Below are 16,366 nucleotides of genomic sequence, written 5' to 3'. Positions count from 1 at the left end.
GTCTGCCTGACATCACACTTCAGCGTCGTGGACCCGGGGCCGGAATCGGAGCCGCCCAGCCGGACCAGGTACGGAGCCTGCGAGACGGTGAAGTGCATATGGCCGTTTCCGGTACCGAGCGAGCAGCTCCACAGCCTGAAGTCGCTCTCGGTCGCAAACTCCTCGGTGTACTTCACGGGCACGCTGAAGCCCGGGAGGCCGCACGCCATTCCGGCGGTCGGGGCATGCTTCTCGAGTAACCGGGGAGCGGTGGCGGGCTCCCTTGAACGACGTTTTGGAGCGGCCGAGTTGCTGTGTGAGTCCCGTTGTGGCCGTCATCAGGACGGCTGCCATCCGCCTGTGCAGCGTCCCGTCGCGCCATGTCGGACAGTCCTGCAACGCCGTCAGTTTGTCGGCACCGGGCGCGTGCTCCTCAAAGAACGCCTGGCCGTCGTACTTGTTGAGCTCCTGGGAGACGTACGACGTCTCGGCGTCGTGCACCTGTCCGAACGGGTGTCCGTCCTCCGCCATCGCATGCATGACGGGGACCAGGCCCTTCTTCTCGATGGGGAGGCCGCTGAGGTCTGTGGGCACGTCGCGCTCCTGGCCTAGGAGCTGGTGGATGTCACCGATGTGGTCGGACATCATGCCGCCCATCGAGTGGCGCAGCCCCGCCGGCATGCCGCCCTGCCGGTCGTTCGCGATGTGCCGTCCGTACGCGTTGACGACGTCGGAGAAGATCGCTGCCTGTGCTGGATCGTGGTGGGCCGGGATGACCGGAGTCTTGATGTCGGGCAGGTGCCCGGTCGTGGCCGCCTCCGGTGAGTCGCCGAAGCAGTGGCGCGAGGAGGAGCCGATCAGATCCTGCGGCATCTTGTTCTCGACGATCTCAACGGCTCCGGCCAGGTACTGGTACGCCGTGATGGTTCCGATGTCGAATCCGGTGGTGAGCTGGGCACGGGTGTGTCCGCACCGTAGTTGGAGCCGGCACGAGCAGGATGCCGGCCCGCTGGAGGTGGCCGCCACCGCGTGCCACGCTCGCACTGTCAGGACGGCAGTAAGGCGTGCTCCGCTCTGCGGTTGCGGAAACGCCGCAACCGGGGGCTCCACCAAGCATCGTTCCGAGGACAGGGCTTCGTGCTCGCCCAGCCCAGGCTGCTCCGTCGGCGACTCGCGGCGCGAGTTCGAGACGACGTCGGCGTCATGGAGCTGTTGGACCGCCTGCACTGCGCGGTCGGGTTTGCATCACGCCTCCGTAAGCTCTGGTCGCGGCCGGCCCGGGTGGGGATTGGCGACGGCTCATGGATGCGGGAGAGGTTCCCGGTCGGCTTGATTTCCGAAAGTTGCTGGAGGGCACCGTCGCGACTGGCATCAGTCGCAGGCGCGTTCCTCTCGAACGGAGGGGAAAGCCAATACTCATGTCGGCATGTAATGCTTGAATATACCCTTTTACTTTCGATATGGCCTCATAAGGGTGGTGTGGCGAGCATAAGAGGTGTGTGCGAATATTAAGTGTTATACGGCGAAGCTCTTGTGGGGCCGGCCTAAAACTCACACAACACATTTTGGGCCGACCCCTGAGGGGAGCGGGCAGTGGCGCAGGCAATTCCGGACAGGACGGCCCATGTGCTGGGGGTCGACATCGGTGGGACCGGTATCAAGGGAGCGCCGGTCGACCTCGAGCTCGGCAGCATCATCGGTGAGCGGGTCCGGATCCCGACCCCGCATCCGGCGACTCCGGGGGCAGTCGCGGACGTGGTCGTGGAGGTCCTCGCCCAGATCGGCGTCCAAGGACCGGTTGGGCTGACGCTCCCGGCCGTCATCCGGGGCGGCAGAGTCCAGACGACGTCCAATATCGACCCGGCCTGGATGGAAGCGGACGCCGCCCAGCTCTTCGCAGGAGCGACCGGCCGCGACGTGAGGGTGGTGAACGACGCCGACGCGGCAGGGATCGCCGAGATGCGCTTCGGAGCCGGCAAGGGACGCAAGGGCGTCGTCGTGATGGTGACGCTCGGCACCGGTATCGGCAGTGCCGTCTTCTCCGACGGGATCCTGGTGCCCAACAGCGAGCTGGGGCACCTTCCGCTGCACCACGAGGATGCCGAGGACTGGGCCGCGGAGTCGGTGCGCGAGCACGACGACCTGTCCTGGAAGAAATGGGCGCACCGTGTGGAGACGTATCTGGAGCTCGTCCAGCGGCTGCTGTGGCCCGACCTGATCGTCATCGGCGGCGGCGTCAGCAAGAAGGCCGACAAGTTCCTGCCGTACATCGAGCTCAGGACCGAGATCGTGCCGGCGCAGCTGTTGAACGATGCGGGCATTGTCGGCGCGGCGCTCTTCGCCCCGGCCGGGAAGGCTCAACCCTAGTCTGCCGTGCTCGATATGAGGGCAGGGGCGGCACCTTCAGGGAGGCTCGCATTGAGCAGCAATGACCTGGAAACACTTTCCGTCAACACGATCCGCACTCTGTGCATGGACGCCATCCAGGCGGCCGACTCCGGCCATCCGGGAACGCCGATGGGAATCGCGCCGGTCGCGTACACGCTCTGGCAGCGCTTCTTGCGCTTCGACCCAGCCGACCCGATCTGGCCCAACCGCGATCGCTTCGTGCTGTCGGAAGGACACGCCTCCGCGTTGCTCTGGTCGCTGCTCCACCTCACCGGCGTGCAGGCTGTCGACCCCGACTATGAGATCCTCGGCCGACCCGCCGTGAGCCTCGACGACCTCAGGACGTTCCGCCAGCTCGGCTCGCGTTGTCCCGGGCACCCGGAGTACCGGTGGACCAGCGGCGTGGAGACCACGACCGGCCCGCTCGGCCAGGGCGTTGCGACCTCTGTCGGGATGGCGATCGCCGGGCAGTGGCTCGCCGCACGGTACAACCGCGAGGACTTCACCCTCTTCGACTTCGACGTGTACGCGATGGCCGGCGACGGCTGCATGATGGAGGGGATCTCCTCGGAGGCTGCCTCGCTCGCGGCCCACCAGCGGCTGTCGAACCTCTGCTGGATCTACGACTCCAACCGGGTGACGATCGAGGGCCACACCGACATCGCGTTCACCGAGGATGTCGCGGCCCGGTTCATCGGCTACGGCTGGAACGTCACCACCGTGGCCGACGCCAACGACCTCGACGCGGTGGCCCGCGCGCTGCACACCTTCACGTCCGAGAAGGAGCGCCCGACGCTCATCGTGGTGCACAGCCACATCGGCTACGGGTCACCGGTCGAGGACACCCCGAAGGCGCACGGCGCGCCGTTCGGCGTGGAGGGCGTCAAGTCGGCCAAGCGGTTCCTCGGGATGCCGGAAGACAAGGACTTCTTCGTTCCCGGCGGCGTCTACGAGCACTTCGCCGCAGGCGTCGGCGCGCGCGGGCGCGAAGCCCGGACGAGCTGGGAGGCTCGATTCGAGGCCTACCGAACCTCCCATCCCGAGCTGGCAGACGAATTGGGGCGCATCCAGCGGCGCGAACTGCCGGCGGGCTGGGAGTCGGCGCTGCCGACCTTCGCGGCCGACCCCAAGGGCGTCGCCAGCCGTGACTCCAGCGGGCAGGTGCTCAACGCCCTTGCCCAAGCGGTGCCGTGGCTGGTCGGCGGGTCGGCGGACCTTTCGCCGTCGACCAAGACCCACCTCACGTTCTCCGGAGCCGGCGACTTCCAGGCCGATGACCGCTCGGGGCGCAACCTCCACTTCGGGATCCGCGAGCACGCCGCCACCGCGATCACGAACGGGATGGCGCTGACCAAGCTGCGTTCGTACTGGTCGGGGTTCCTGATCTTCTCGGACTACGCGCGCGCCGCGATCCGGCTTTCAGCGCTGATGGAGATCCCGGTCGTGCACATCTTCACCCACGACTCGATCGGGGTCGGCGAGGACGGTCCGACCCACCAGCCAGTCGAGCAGCTCGCGTCGCTGCGCGCGATGCCGGGGCTGCTGGTGTTCCGCCCGGCCGACGCGAACGAGGTCGTCGAGACCTGGCGGGTCGTCGCCGCGCTCAGGCACGAGCCGGCGGTGCTGGTCCTTTCCCGTCAGGCACTGCCGACCCTGGACCGCTCCGAGATGGGGGCCGCATCCGGGGTGGCCAGAGGAGCCTACGTCCTGGTCGACGCAGCGGACGGCAAGCCCGACGTCATCCTGCTTGCCACCGGGTCCGAGGTGCAACTCGCGCTGGCGGCCCGTGACGAGCTCGCCGCCGAGGGCCTCGCGGCTCGCGTGGTCAGCATGCCCTGCTGGGAATTGTTCGATCGCCAGTCCAAGGAATACCGCGACTCGGTCATCTCGCCCGGGGTCAGGGCCCGGGTCGCCATCGAGCAGGCGGCGACCTTTGGCTGGGACCGTTACGTCGGTGACGGCGGCGCGGTCGTCGGCATGCACACGTTCGGGGCATCGGCGCCGCTCAAGCTGCTGCTGACCAAATTCGGCTTCACCCCCGAGAAGGTCGCCCAGGTTGCCCGCGAGTGCGTGGCCGCCGGAAGGGAGCAGGCGTGAACGTAACCCAGGCGCTCCATGAGGCCAACGCCTCGGGCGTTCCGGTGAACGTGGCGGTGTCGCTCTCGCAGACCACAACCGGGCCGCAGCCGATGCCTTCCTGTGTGGCGCCGAGCGCCAGGTGCAGGCCGGCCACGACCCCGCCGTCGGCTCGGTCGCGTCGGTACTCCTTCGACCAGCGGGGCGTCGAACTCGGCAAGGTGCCTGCTGTCGCGATCATCCCGGCGCTCGAGAGCGCGACCGACCCTGAACTCGGCCACGACTCGTCCACGAACGCGCTGATCCGGCACTACCGCACGCTCAAGGACTAGGAGGCGCCACATGGCGACAGACAAGCCCATGCAGCTCGGGATGATCGGGCTCGGCCGGATGGGGGCGAACCTGGTGCGTCGGCTGATGCGAGACGGCCACCGTTGCGTCGTGTCCGACGTCAACGCGGCCGCCGTCGCCGAACTGGCCGGCGAGGGCGCGACGGGCGCCGACTCACCCCGGGACTTCGTCGCGAAACTGGACAAGCCACGGGCCGTATGGCTCATGCTTCCGGCTGCGATTGTCGACTCCATCCTCGACCAGCTCGAGCCGTTGCTGGAGCCCGGCGACATCCTGATCGACGGCGGCAATTCCTACTACCGTGACGACATCACACGCGCCGAGCGTCTTGCCGGCAAGTCCCTGCACTATGTCGACTGCGGGACCAGCGGTGGGGTTTGGGGGCTGGAGCGCGGCTACTGCCTGATGATCGGCGGCGAGGATGAGGTCGTGGCCCATCTGGACCCGCTCTTCAAGACGATCGCTCCCGGCGAGGGCAGCGCCGAGCCGACGCCGAGCCGGACCCGGACCGACGGCACCGCCCCGCTCGGGTACCTGCACTGCGGGCCGAACGGCGCTGGGCACTTCGTGAAGATGGTCCACAACGGGGTCGAGTACGGGATGATGGCCGCGATCGCCGAGGGACTCAGCATCATCAAGCGCGCGGACGCCGGCAAAAGCCGGCAGGAGGTCGACGCAGAGACGACGCCGCTGCGCGATCCGTGGGCCTACCAGTACGACATCGACGTCGGCGAGGTGGCCGAGGTCTGGCGGCGCGGCTCGGTCGTCGGCTCGTGGCTGGTCGACCTGATCGCCGACGCCTTCGCCGGCTCGCCCTCCCTCGACGGATTCGCCGGGCGGGTCTCCGACTCCGGGGAAGGCCGCTGGACCGTCCTCGCCGCGGTGGACGAAGGTGTCCCTGCACCAGTCATCACCACCTCGCTTTACGAGCGCTTCGAGTCCAGAGAGTCGGGGGAGTTCACCGACAAGATCCTCTCGGCGATGCGCTCGGAGTTCGGCGGGCACGCCGAAAAGAAGGGCTGAGGGCTGTGCATCACGAACTCGGGGTCGTCGCCGACCCCGATGCGGTCGCCGGCACTGCGGCGGCGTTCGTTGGGCGGCTGACCCAGGCCTGCGTACAAGCCCACGGCCGATTCACGTTCGCCGTCAGCGGGGGGCACACGCCATGGGCGATGTTCGCGCGGCTCGCACAAGAGCACGTCCCCTGGAAGCATGTGGCGGTGTTCCAGGCCGACGAGCGGGTCCCGCCCGACGGCGACCCGGACCGCAACCTCATCCACCTGCGGGAGAGCCTCGGTGCGACCCCGGCCGAAGTCATCGCGACGCCCGTGAACGACGCCGGCCTTCACGCGGCGACCGCCGCCTACGGGCGGTCGCTTCCCGAGCGTTTCGACCTCGTTCACCAGGGCCCCGGCCCGGACGGGCACACCGCCTCGCTGGTGCCACGTGACCCGCTGCTCGAACTCTCGTACCGGCTGGTGGCCCTGACGGCGCCCTGCATGAGCCACCAGCGCATGGCACTCACCTGTCCTGCGCTCGCTCGCGCCCGGCAAGTTGCTCTGGCTCATCACCGGAGCGGACAAGCGCGAACCGCTCTCCAGACTCGTTACGGGAGACCGGTCGATTCCCGCCGGCCGGGTCGAGGCGGCAGCGTTGCTCGTCCTCGCGGACGCGGCGGTGGCCGACCGGGGCCCTGTTCACGCCGGTGCCCGGTCGCCAGCATGACCATGACGCCCGACCCTATTGCCCTGCCGGCTCCGTAAGGGGGATCCGATGGCCTTGAACTCGTCGAACGTTCCCGCAGACGTGCTGGTCATCTTCGGGATCACTGGGGATCTCGCGCGAAAGATGACGTTCCGCTCGCTCTATCGGCTTGAGCGGCGCAAGCTGCTGACCTGCCCGATCGTCGGAGTGGCGCGCGACGGCTGGTCCGACGACGCGCTGCGTGACCACGCCCGCACGGCGATCAAGGCAGCGGGCGAGCCACTCGACGACAGCGTCTTTGCCCGGTTCGCCGCCCGACTCAGCTATGTGCAGGGCGACTACGCCGACCCGGAGACGTTCCATCGCCTCGCCCGGGCGGTCGACGGCAGGCGGTGCCCCGTCTTCTACCTGGAGATCCCACCGTCGCTGTTTGCCCGGGCGGTCGGCGGCCTGGCAGGCGCCGGGCTGACCAAGGGCGCCCGGGTTGTCGTGGAGAAACCGTTCGGGCACGACCTCGCGTCGGCGCGCGCCCTCAACGCCGAGCTGCGTCAGCTCCTGGACGAGGACCAGCTGCTGAGGATCGACCACTTCCTCGGCAAAGAGCCGGCGATGGACATTCTGTTCCTGCGGTTCGCCAACTCCGTGTTCGAGCCGGTGTGGAACCGCGACCACATCTCCTGCGTGCAGATCACCATGGCCGAGGACTTCGGGGTCGAGGACCGCGGCAACTTCTACGACCCGGTCGGCGCCCTCCGTGACGTCGTGCAGAACCATCTGCTGCAGCTGCTCGCCCTGGTGGCGTCCGAGCCGCCGTCGGCCGCCGATGCGGACGCGCTCCGAGACCGCCGGGTGGATGTGTTCCGGGCGATCCCCGACGCCGACCCGGCCCGGTACGTCCGCGGGCAGTACGAAGGATACCTGCAGATCCCCGGCGTGCGGCCGGGCTCGGGCACCGAGACCTTCGTCGGACTGCGGCTGGAGGTCGAGAACTGGCGCTGGTCCGGGGTACCGTTCTTCATCCGCGCCGGCAAGTCGCTCCCCGAGCGAGTGACCGAGATCCGGATCGTGTTCAAGCGCCCGCCGCGGCTTGCGTTCGCGGGGCGGCTCGCGCCCGAGCCCGACCAGTGGATCCTGCGGATCGATCCGAGGCCCGGCATGAACTTCCGCATCCAGTCAAAGCAGCCGGGCAAGCAGGACACGCAACTGGTGGACCTCGACCTCCTCTTCGCAGCCGAGCTGGGCGAGGCACCCGAACCGTATGAGCGCCTGCTCAGTGATGCAATGCAAGGCAACGCGAGCCTGTTCACCCGAGAGGATTCGGTGGAGGAGACGTGGCGAATCGTCCAGCCACTGCTGGAGGCGCCCGGCGCCCCGGAGAGCTACCGGCAGGGGACCTGGGGACCGGCGGGAGCGAGCAGGCTCGTCGCCGGATACCCGCGATGGCACGAACCATGGCTGCCGGCGCGGTCCCCCGACTGACACAGCCGCGCCCCGGACCTGGTGAACGGCAAGATGATCAGGCCACCTGGGTGAGAAACGGGTCCGGCGGACCTAGGACCAGCACCGTAGGAAGATCGAATTCCCTGCCGGCCACAGCTGGACCTTGTCCAGCAAGAGCAGCCGCTGGGTGACGTCGTTGCGGTTTCCGCCGGTCAGCGACACCGGGAGCGAGGTGCCCTGCCCGTAGACGAGGACTTGGCGCTTGCTGCTCAGGCGTACACGGTCGACCGGGTGGCCCTTGGTGGTCTGCGCCGCCGTCGGCGGCCCCCACAACCTCATCCTCCAGGCCGGCCTGCACTCGGTCAGTGACGTACTGCGCCTGGAAACCCAGCCGGCCTCCGCTCACCCGAGCCTCGACATCGTCGACCGCGTCATCACCCTGCGCCAGGACAAGTTGCTCGGACGCCTCCTGGATCCCTACGGCCGCTCCGTCGTATCGTCCCGCCCGACGCCTTCAGCGGCACAGGTGGCAGCTCGGGCGCAGGCAGCGGGGCCAGTCGACGAGGGGGCCGGTGTAGCCGCCGTTGGCCCAGAGGAAGGTGATGTCATGGTGCAGGCGGCGCAGCCGGGTCGGCAGACCTACTGCGTCCCGGTCGCCGATGTTCGCGGGCGGTGACTGCGACGAGCAGGAGTGGGCCGAGCGTGTCGGACACGTCGCGGGACTGGTGCGCGCCGATCCCGCGTTTGCGTGGACGGTCCATGGCACTTCACCGCCGGCCGTGGCGGCGCCTTCGGCCGCCTTCATCGAGGGTGGTGTGTCGGTGGTGGGGTGGTCGGTGAGTGGGCTACGGGTGGCGGTACATGACCAGGAGTTTGCCGTCGTGCCAGACGCCGCTGAACTCGCCTTCGAGGATGCCGGGGACCGTGATGCGGCCGACCTGGCGCCAGGTCGATCCTTCCAGGTGTCGCTGTCTGATCAGTGGCCGGCGCTGGTTCTGGCGGCTGCGGCCGAGGACGAACAGCTTGTCGGGGCCGGGTCCGGTGACGAGGGTCGGGCCGTGGCCGGCTGCGGCTCCGTCGTTGTGCTCGATCGTGTCGTACTCGGGGTCCTTGGTCGGTCGCTGTCCGACCCACACTCTGTCTTCCCAGCCGGTGTGGGTGAAGGCTGCGGCGAGTGCGCCGTTGTAGTTGGCCAGGCTCACCGGGTGGTTGGTCTTGGAGTCCGGGATCCCCTCGCCCAAGATGGGCCCGTGAAGGAACGTCCACCTGAAGTTCGCGTCGGCGGAGACGGTGCAGGGACAGTCCTCCCACGCCGGGTTCAGCGGGACGAATCCCAGGTACAGGCGGTCGTGGGCGCAGGCCATCGACAGGCCGTGGACGGCCTTGGGAACCGGGCTCCGAGTTGGTTCCCATGTGCCGTTGACCAGGCGGCTGACGTAGATGCTCTGGTCGGTGCCGATGTGGCTGGAGACCAGGGTGCCGTTGAACACGGTGATGGCCGACTGGGACTTGGTGACCCAGTCGCGTACGTGGACGGGGGTGGACCAAGTGCCGTTCCTGCAGACGCTGTACAGGACCGCGTCGTTGTCCGGGCGGGTGAACATGGCATGCAGGGCGCCCGCGTGGGAGGCGAGGGCGGCCGGTGTGTTGCTGAGCCAGCCGAGGGGGACCGGCTCGGTCCAGTCGTTGGCCTCGTCAAGGTCTTTGGTGTCGACATCGGTGCCGCTGAACACGGTGTATTCCACTGCGCCGGTCAGGGTGGGCGGGCGTTCGCCGGTGTAGTTGATGGTCAGGGAGTGCCAGCCGTCGCCGTTGAACTCCCAGGTGTCGGTGCCGCGGTGGTAGAGGGTGGTGATCGCACTGCGGGTGAGGGCGATCACCCGGGTGCACGACTGGTCGTCGTGGCGGCGGAAGTGCTCGTGGAACTCCGTGAAGAACTTCACGGTTTCGTAGGCGGCGCCCACCCAGTTGGGCAGGTAGTTCATGGGGAAGCCGAAGGAGGGCATCGACTCGAGGACTTCGATTGCCTGCTGCAGTCCCCGGAACAGGGCGTCGTAGCACCTGCTGTTGCTGTGGTCCGCCTCCCAGGTGGTGATGGAGAACAGCAGGTGCTGGTCGGCGTCCCCATTGAAGACCAGTCGGTGGGCCGGATCCTGAGCGAAGGTGCGGGTCTGGCCGTGCTCGACCGCGTCGAACTCCTGCGACTTGAACGGGCTGCCGCCCTGTCTGTCCGAGGAGGACGCGACCGTCCAGTAGACGTCGTTCCGGCCGCTGAGCCCGTCGCCGACCACTCGCCGCACACAGAACTTGTCCAGCTCCACCTCGGCGCGGAATACGCCGTGCTGAGTCGGCTGGCCGGGTGCCGGGGGTGCGGTGTCGTACACGGTCGCACCGAACCCGACCTCGGAGACCGCCTCGACGAACGTCTTGCTGTCGACCGGCTCGCCGGCCGCCAGCGCGTCCACGCTCGCCAGCGACACGTTCGGCATCGTGTGGGCCTCTGCGCCCACCTCCGGCAGGTGCGCCATGAAGTCCTCTGCATGGATCCCTTGCGACACCGGGAGTTCCGTCACCCACTGCGGGACTGTCTGCAGCCTCCCGAGCGTGGCCACTGCCTCCCGGTAGACCTGCCCCGCCGCGTGCATCTCTGCCTGCGACATCATCGTCCGGAGCACGCCCACCAGGCCCTGTTCCAGCTCGGTCAGGCTCTGGCCCTGCCGGTGCCGGTCAGCGGCGTGGTACGCCGCGCCGATCAGCACACCGGTCTTGTCACCGCGCCGCAGCCCGCGCAGGTACTTGCTCTCCGCCGCCCCGGCCACCAGCCCCAGCCGGGCCCGCAGCTGCTCCACTCGCGCCGCCTCGTCCGCCGTCAGCATTCCCGCAGCGGTGCCCTCTGCGGGCTCGCTTTCCTTGAGCATCCCGGGTCCTCCGTTCCGCGTCGCTCCACCCGGCACTCGAATAGTCCGCATTCGCACTGTTGCACGGAGTGGCATGGCGGGTCGCGGTGAGCCACCCGGACGGACCACCGAACGGTGCTCCGGCACCGGCACAGCGGACCCGGCGGGTTGCGCCGAGATCGTTCCGCAGCGGTCCGTGCAAGCGATCACGCCATGCGTGCCCGGTGGCCGGGCCGCGTCGTGTACTGAACCGGCCGTCCCTGCAGGGGTGTAAACGGTGGCGCGGTCGGGAGCAAACCGGTCTGTAAGTGGCTGGGCCGGCAGTGCCCAGCCGCGCCCCGGGCGCGTACCTGTCCTGGTGCTCGCCACCTGGCTCTGCCCCGCGTCGGCATGGGCGCCTGCGTGGGGTCTGCGCGGCGGGCCGCGCTACTCCTGGCCGTGAAGCTCAAGAGGCCGACGCCTTCGGTCCGCCGTACGAGTGGCACGGGTGCCGGTCGGCCGGAAGCCCTCCAAGGCAGGGATCCGCCTCATCCTCGGCAACCTGGTCAGGGTCGCCGAAGCCATGGCACGCCTCGCTGGGAGCCAGGTGAGCCCTACCGCCTGGTGGACGGCGAACCGCTGGTCGTGCTGCGTCACGGAGAGCCGACGACCCTGACCGCAGACACCCCGGTGGACCGCCGGATCCCGCCCGCACCTGTGCGCCCCGAGCCGCAACAGCCGCCGGGCCGCCGCCCGGTGGGCCTGCCCGTCGAGGAGGACCGGGCGGCGACACAGGAATAGCGCACAGCATTCGCCCGACCCGAGGTTCCCGTAGATCCCCGCGCCGCGGAAACACCGACGGACCCGGCGGCTTCTGCACGGCAGCACCGGAAGCACCTCCCCGCCAGGGACCGCTGCTGCGATACAGGCGCAGCCTACGAGCGCCTGGCGCGCAGACGCCGGTTCAGAACGCGACGGGGAGGTGGCGGGGTCCGCGGAGCATGGCGTTGGTCCGGTAGAGCGGAGGGTCCTGCACCAGGGACGCGGCGCCGAGGCGGGGGATCAGCGCGCCGAGTGCGGTCTGGGCCTCGATGCGGGCGAGCGGTGCCCCGAAGCAGATGTGGACACCGCTGCAGAAACCGAGATGCTCGTTGTCCGGGCGGGTGGGGTCGAACCGGTCCGGTTCGTGGAAGCGCTTGGGGTCACGGCTGCCCGACGCCAGCGCAACGATCACGGACGCGCCCTTGGGCAGGGTGGTGCCCGCGACGTCCACGTCGGCGAGGGGGATGCGCTCCCGCATGTGGACCGGAGGCTCGTAGCGCAGGAGTTCCTCCACCGCCCGTGGCAGCAGGCCGGGATCGCTGCGCAGCCGCTCCAGCTGGTCGGGCTGGCGCAGCAGCGTGAGGACGCCGTTGGTGATCAGATTGACGGTGGTCTCGTGTCCGGCTATGAGCAGGAGTATGGCCGTCTCGGCCAGTTCGTCGAGGGCCAGTCGCAGGGCGGGGTCCGGTTCGTTGATGAGGGCGGAGAGCAGGTCGTCCGTCGGACGGCCATGACGCTGCTGAGCCAGGCCCAGCAGGTACCCGCCCATCTCCTGCTGGGCCTGGACGGCCGCCTTCTGCCGCTGCGCGGTGTCCTCGCCGGATCCGATGTCGGCACCCGCGACGAGGACGTCGGTCCATTCCCGGAACATCGGCTCGTCCTCGCGCGGGACGCCGAGCAGCCGACAGATGACGGAGACGGGCAGGGGGTAGGCGAAGTCGTCCACGATGTCGACCTGTTCGCGGTCTCGGATCGACTCGATCAGCTCCTCGGTGATCCGGGCGATCTCGCCGCGCATCGCGTCGATCCGGCCTGGGCTGTGCGGCGGGCCGAACGGCCGCATGGTGAGCGTGCGCAGCCGTTGGTGCTCCGGATCGTCGAGCCGCAGGAACGGCAGTCTCCGCGTCTCCTCCGACGGCTCGGTCGCCGGGGTGCTGAGGTTGCGGGGGTCCACGCTGATCCGCGGGTTGTGCAGGAGGGCGACGATCTCGTGGTAGGTGCCGACCAGGTAGCTGCCGTCCTGCTGCGGCACCACGGGACCGGCCTCCCGGAGTTCCGCGTACAGCGGCCAGGGGTTGGGGCGGTTGGCGTAGTCGGTGATCCGCTGCAGCAGCGTGTCGGCGGTCATGGCTGGGCTCCTTGTGGACGGGCGGGACGATGGGTCACCCGCTGGGCCGCATCATGGCCAGTCGGCGGTCCGGCAGGTGACCGGTGAGCGCGACGGTGGGGCCGTGGGAGAGCACGCTCGGATCCGGCACATCGGAAGGGATCGGGACCTCGGCCGCCGGCGGACGGTCGGAGGCACCGGCCACGGGCGGGAACGGAGCGGCGGTCTCGATCAGGTCCTGGTAGTACTCCAGCGACTTGGCCATGTCGACGGTGACCGCGGCGGTCACGCGGCCGCGGTAGCCGTAGACCACCGCAAGGCGGCGGGCCTCCAGCGAGCCCTGGGCGATGACCACCTGGTCGGAGAAGGTGGGGACGCCCACGGACTTGATATTGAGACCGAACTGGCTCGACCAGAACGTCGGGACGGCGAGGTGCGGGCGCCGCAGTGGTTCCGGACTGACCATGTTGTGGGCGGCCACCTCGGCCTGCTCCACCGCATTGCGCCAGTGTTCGAGCGACAGCAGCTGGTAGTCGAACAGCGGGTGCGGGAAGCGTGAGACGTCACCGGCCACGAAGACGCTGTCGGTGACCAGCCCGTACATGGTGAAGGCCCGGCACCCGGCGTCGCAGGCGACCCCGCGAGGACCGGCGGCCAGTCCGGACTCCGCCAGCCACTCGACGTTGCGGACCGCGCCCATGGCCACGATGCACACGTCCGCGTCGACCCGGCTGCCGTCGGAGAGGTCCGCGCCGGTGAAGTGCCCGTTGCCGCGCAGCGCGGTGACCGTGACCCCGCAGCGCAGGTCCACGCCGTGGTTGCGCTGCATGGCGGCGGCGAGCTTCGCCAGCGTCCCGCCGAGTGCGCCCACCAGCGGTGCGGGGCCGCGTTCGGTGACTGTGACCTCCAGACCGCGCTCCCTGCAGGCCGAGGCGATCTCCGAGCCGGTGAAGCCCGCGCCGATCACCAGCACCCGGCGCGGACCGGAAGCCAGCCGCTCGGCCAGGAGCCGTGCGTCGTCGCTCGTGCGCAGAGTGAAAACTCCGTCCAGGGCCGCCTCCTGTGCATTCGGCCAGGGCCGCGCCCGCGTCCCGGTGGTGATCAGCACTTGGTCGTAGGGCAGCGACTCCCCGTCGGCCAGCAGCACCCGCTTCCCGGCCATGTCAAGTCCGGTGGCGCGTACGCCCAGTCGCCACTCGGCCTCCGGATCCCGGCGCATCGGCAGCACGGTGGCGTCCGCCGGGACCTTGCCGAACAGCACCTGCTTGGACAGGGGCGGGCGGTCGTACGGCGGGTGGGGCTCGTCCCCGACGACGGTCAGGGAACCGGTGAAGCCCTCCTCACGCAGCTTCTCGGCAGCCCGCAAGCCGGCCAGCGAGGCGCCGACGACGACGATCCGGCCCTCTCGAAGGTCACCGGGCACCAGGACTCACCCCCTCACCCAGCAGGATGGCCTGGACCGGACATGCCGCCGCGGCCTGGAGCACGCGTTCGCGCTGTTCGTCGGGAACAGCCGGGTGGTACAGCAGTGCCTCCTCGCCATGCAGCTCGAACATCTCCGGCGCATGGAACACGCACTGCGCATAGCCCTGGCAACGGGCGAGGTCCACCAGGATCTGCATCACTGGTCACTCCCTCCGGCACACCGGCTTCTCCTTCCTTTCTAGTCCCGGAGAGGTCCGGGCGCGCGCTGGGCTGCGGCCGCCTGAAGCCGCGTCTCAGTGGCTGGTCCACTGACCACACACTGAGACGGCTCCTATCGGCTCAGATACGGTGATCCTCGATCGCTGCCGGTTTGGGCGCGGCTGAGATGCCCAGTGGTGATCAGCCGGGCACGTGCACCTCAGCGGTGATTGCGGATCCCATGATGGGTGGGTCCATGCCGTGAGGAGAGGGTGATCTCGGGCATTGAGCTGGGCTGTTGCGAGGCGGGTGGCTTGGTCGGTCTCGCGTGGTCGGGCGAGCCAAGCTTGTCGCTTCCACGCACACGCCGCCCTGTTCGTCAACTGCGCCGACCTACCGTCGTGCGCCGAAGGCACCCCTGGCCAGGTCGCGCTCGACCGAACGGCCATGGAGGAACGTCCCACCCGGACGAGACTGACACGACCGCGAGGGGAGACGCTCGAGCGGCTCCGAGCGAGACGCACTGCGCCGTCCCCGTGCCGATGCACGAGCGGCGTCGTAAGCGAATAATCAGACCATGGGGCGGCGACTCACCGGCGTGAGCGCTCCCGCCTGGCTGGCCGCGGCAGGCGAGGGCCTCGGGCAGGACGAACTGGCGCTGGCCACCCGGAACCACGGTCTGCCGTTGGAAGCCATGCGCTACGACGTGACCCCTCCGGGCCTGCACTACGTCCTGACGCACTACGACATCCCCCACGTGATGGACGAAGCCGCCTGGCAGCTCAACGTGAGCGGACGCGTGCAGCATGTGCTGACACTCTCGACCGCGCAGCTGCGCACCTACCCAGCGGTCACCACACGCGTGACCCTGGAGTGCGCCGGCAACGGCAGGGCCCTGCTGTCACCGCGGCCGGTGAGCCAGCCGTGGCTGGTCGAAGCGGTGGGTACGGCGGAGTGGACCGGAGTGCCCCTGCGCCTGCTCCTCGACGAGGCCGGTGTCGCATCCGACGCCGTCGACGTCGTGTTCACCGGCGCCGATCACGGCGTGGAGCGCGGTGTCGAGCAGGACTACCAGCGCAGCCTCCCCCTCGACGTCGCCACGTGCGAGGACCCCGAGGTGCTCGTGGCCTACGCCATGAACGGCGCACCCCTGCCACCCCAGCACGGCCGGCCACTGCGCCTGGTGGTGCCCGGCTGGTACGGGATGGCCCAGGTGAAGTGGCTGTGCGGCATCACCGTCACCGACACTCCTTTCACCGGCTTCCAGCAGTCCGTCGCCTACCGGATCAGACGGGAGTCGGCGGAGGCGGGTGAGCCGGTCACGTGTATCGCTCCTCGAGCCCTCCTGATACCGCCTGGCTTCCCCGACTTCATGTCCCGCACGCGGGTGGTCCCGCCGGGCCCGGTCCTCCTCGAAGGACGGGCGTGGTCGGGACGCGCTCCGGTGACGTCGGTGGACGTCAGTACGGACGGCGGGGCGACCTGGCACCCTGCCGAGCTCGAACGGGATCACGGACACCGGTGGTCCTGGCGCCGGTGGTCCCGCAGGTGGTTCGCCGTCCCCGGCGACCACGTGCTCAGCGCCCGCGCCACGGACGAGGCGGGGAACACCCAGCCGCTGGAACAGCCCTGGAACCGGGGCGGCTTTGCCAACAACCTCGTCCAGCGCGTTCCGGTGTTCTGCCCGGACCCCGCCGACACCGCGTGACAGCCGGAGCACCGGCGAGCCAGGGGGATTGCCCACCGCACTGGTTCGACCGTTCGGCTGGCGACCGACACC

At 69.3% G+C, this 16,366-nt stretch carries 14 protein-coding genes and 1 pseudogene; 8 read left to right on the top strand and 7 right to left on the bottom strand.

The features are described 5' to 3' along the window. Window positions 1–12: 12 nt before the first annotated feature. Window positions 13–1,023, bottom strand: a complete 1,011-nt coding sequence (locus ABZ471_RS25295) for a hypothetical protein (RefSeq protein ID WP_359069186.1) — start codon at window positions 1,021–1,023, stop codon at window positions 13–15. Window positions 1,024–1,572: 549 nt separating this feature from the next. Here ABZ471_RS25295 and ppgK point away from each other — a divergent pair. Genes ppgK through zwf form a run of 6 tightly spaced genes read left to right on the top strand, consistent with a single transcriptional unit; the run spans window position 1,573 to window position 7,977 of the window. Further along, window positions 1,573–2,346, top strand: a complete 774-nt coding sequence (ppgK, locus tag ABZ471_RS25290) for a polyphosphate--glucose phosphotransferase (protein WP_359069184.1) — start codon at window positions 1,573–1,575, stop codon at window positions 2,344–2,346. Window positions 2,347–2,397: 51 nt separating this feature from the next. Further along, a complete protein-coding gene (gene tkt / locus ABZ471_RS25285) occupies window positions 2,398–4,464 on the top strand; it encodes a transketolase (RefSeq protein WP_359069183.1) in 2,067 nt (688 codons plus the stop codon). Further along, complete coding sequence (locus tag ABZ471_RS25280) at window positions 4,461–4,775, top strand: hypothetical protein (protein WP_359069181.1); 315 nt, start codon at window positions 4,461–4,463, stop codon at window positions 4,773–4,775. Before tkt ends, ABZ471_RS25280 begins: the two co-directional genes overlap by 4 nt. Before the next feature lie 28 nt (window positions 4,776–4,803). Next, window positions 4,804–5,817: a phosphogluconate dehydrogenase (NAD(+)-dependent, decarboxylating) gene (gene gnd, locus ABZ471_RS25275; RefSeq protein WP_359069248.1), complete on the top strand. Its 1,014-nt coding sequence runs from the start codon at window positions 4,804–4,806 to the stop codon at window positions 5,815–5,817. 5 nt (window positions 5,818–5,822) lie between these two features. Continuing rightward, a complete protein-coding gene (locus ABZ471_RS25270; RefSeq protein ID WP_359069180.1) occupies window positions 5,823–6,557 on the top strand; it encodes a 6-phosphogluconolactonase in 735 nt (244 codons plus the stop codon). A gap of 10 nt (window positions 6,558–6,567) precedes the next feature. Continuing rightward, window positions 6,568–7,977, top strand: a complete 1,410-nt coding sequence (gene zwf, locus ABZ471_RS25265) for a glucose-6-phosphate dehydrogenase (RefSeq protein ID WP_359069178.1) — start codon at window positions 6,568–6,570, stop codon at window positions 7,975–7,977. 126 nt (window positions 7,978–8,103) lie between these two features. Here zwf and ABZ471_RS25260 read toward each other — a convergent pair. The 3 genes and pseudogenes from ABZ471_RS25260 to ABZ471_RS25250 all read right to left on the bottom strand — a co-directional run. Beyond that, window positions 8,104–8,229 (bottom strand): annotated as a pseudogene (locus tag ABZ471_RS25260) (IS5/IS1182 family transposase); the annotation flags it as partial. Window positions 8,230–8,452: 223 nt separating this feature from the next. After that, window positions 8,453–8,743 (bottom strand): hypothetical protein, encoded by a 291-nt coding sequence (locus ABZ471_RS25255; RefSeq protein ID WP_359069177.1) that lies wholly within the window; start codon window positions 8,741–8,743, stop codon window positions 8,453–8,455. 40 nt (window positions 8,744–8,783) lie between these two features. Beyond that, window positions 8,784–10,856, bottom strand: a complete 2,073-nt coding sequence (locus ABZ471_RS25250; protein WP_359069176.1) for a hypothetical protein — start codon at window positions 10,854–10,856, stop codon at window positions 8,784–8,786. Between the two features lie 582 nt (window positions 10,857–11,438). Here ABZ471_RS25250 and ABZ471_RS25245 point away from each other — a divergent pair. Continuing rightward, a complete protein-coding gene (locus ABZ471_RS25245; protein WP_359069175.1) occupies window positions 11,439–11,615 on the top strand; it encodes a hypothetical protein in 177 nt (58 codons plus the stop codon). Between the two features lie 163 nt (window positions 11,616–11,778). On the opposite strand, the gene ABZ471_RS25240 is transcribed toward ABZ471_RS25245, so the two are convergent. Genes ABZ471_RS25240 through ABZ471_RS25230 form a run of 3 tightly spaced genes read right to left on the bottom strand, consistent with a single transcriptional unit; the run spans window position 11,779 to window position 14,585 of the window. Further along, window positions 11,779–12,984: a cytochrome P450 gene (locus ABZ471_RS25240; protein ID WP_359069174.1), complete on the bottom strand. Its 1,206-nt coding sequence runs from the start codon at window positions 12,982–12,984 to the stop codon at window positions 11,779–11,781. Window positions 12,985–13,018: 34 nt separating this feature from the next. Continuing rightward, on the bottom strand, window positions 13,019–14,386 hold the full coding sequence (locus tag ABZ471_RS25235) for an FAD-dependent oxidoreductase (protein WP_359069172.1): 1,368 nt from the start codon (window positions 14,384–14,386) through the stop codon (window positions 13,019–13,021). Further along, window positions 14,376–14,585, bottom strand: coding sequence for a ferredoxin (locus tag ABZ471_RS25230; protein WP_359069246.1), 210 nt, complete (start codon window positions 14,583–14,585; stop codon window positions 14,376–14,378). The genes ABZ471_RS25235 and ABZ471_RS25230 overlap by 11 nt, the downstream gene beginning before the upstream one ends. A 578-nt stretch (window positions 14,586–15,163) precedes the next feature. On the opposite strand from ABZ471_RS25230, the gene ABZ471_RS25225 reads away from it, so the two are divergent. Then, a complete protein-coding gene (locus ABZ471_RS25225; RefSeq protein WP_359069171.1) occupies window positions 15,164–16,294 on the top strand; it encodes a sulfite oxidase in 1,131 nt (376 codons plus the stop codon). The last annotated feature ends 72 nt before the right edge of the window (window positions 16,295–16,366 follow it).

Origin of the sequence: Streptomyces sp. NPDC005728 (genome assembly GCF_040630895.1) — a bacterium.
Taxonomy (GTDB): domain Bacteria; phylum Actinomycetota; class Actinomycetes; order Streptomycetales; family Streptomycetaceae; genus Streptomyces.
Note: the sequence above shows the minus strand (reverse complement) of the source record. Positions and strands in the feature narration are given on the sequence as shown.

Coding starts and splice junctions, on each gene's coding strand:
- gnd (WP_359069248.1), top strand. CDS start 4,804: ATGCAGCTCGGGATGATCGGGCTCGGCCGGATGGGGGCGAACCTGGTG.
- zwf (WP_359069178.1), top strand. CDS start 6,568: ATGGCCTTGAACTCGTCGAACGTTCCCGCAGACGTGCTGGTCATCTTC.
- ABZ471_RS25255 (WP_359069177.1), bottom strand. CDS start 8,743: ATGAAGGCGGCCGAAGGCGCCGCCACGGCCGGCGGTGAAGTGCCATGG.
- ABZ471_RS25250 (WP_359069176.1), bottom strand. CDS start 10,856: ATGCTCAAGGAAAGCGAGCCCGCAGAGGGCACCGCTGCGGGAATGCTG.
- ABZ471_RS25240 (WP_359069174.1), bottom strand. CDS start 12,984: ATGACCGCCGACACGCTGCTGCAGCGGATCACCGACTACGCCAACCGC.
- ABZ471_RS25230 (WP_359069246.1), bottom strand. CDS start 14,585: ATGCAGATCCTGGTGGACCTCGCCCGTTGCCAGGGCTATGCGCAGTGC.
- ABZ471_RS25225 (WP_359069171.1), top strand. CDS start 15,164: ATGGGGCGGCGACTCACCGGCGTGAGCGCTCCCGCCTGGCTGGCCGCG.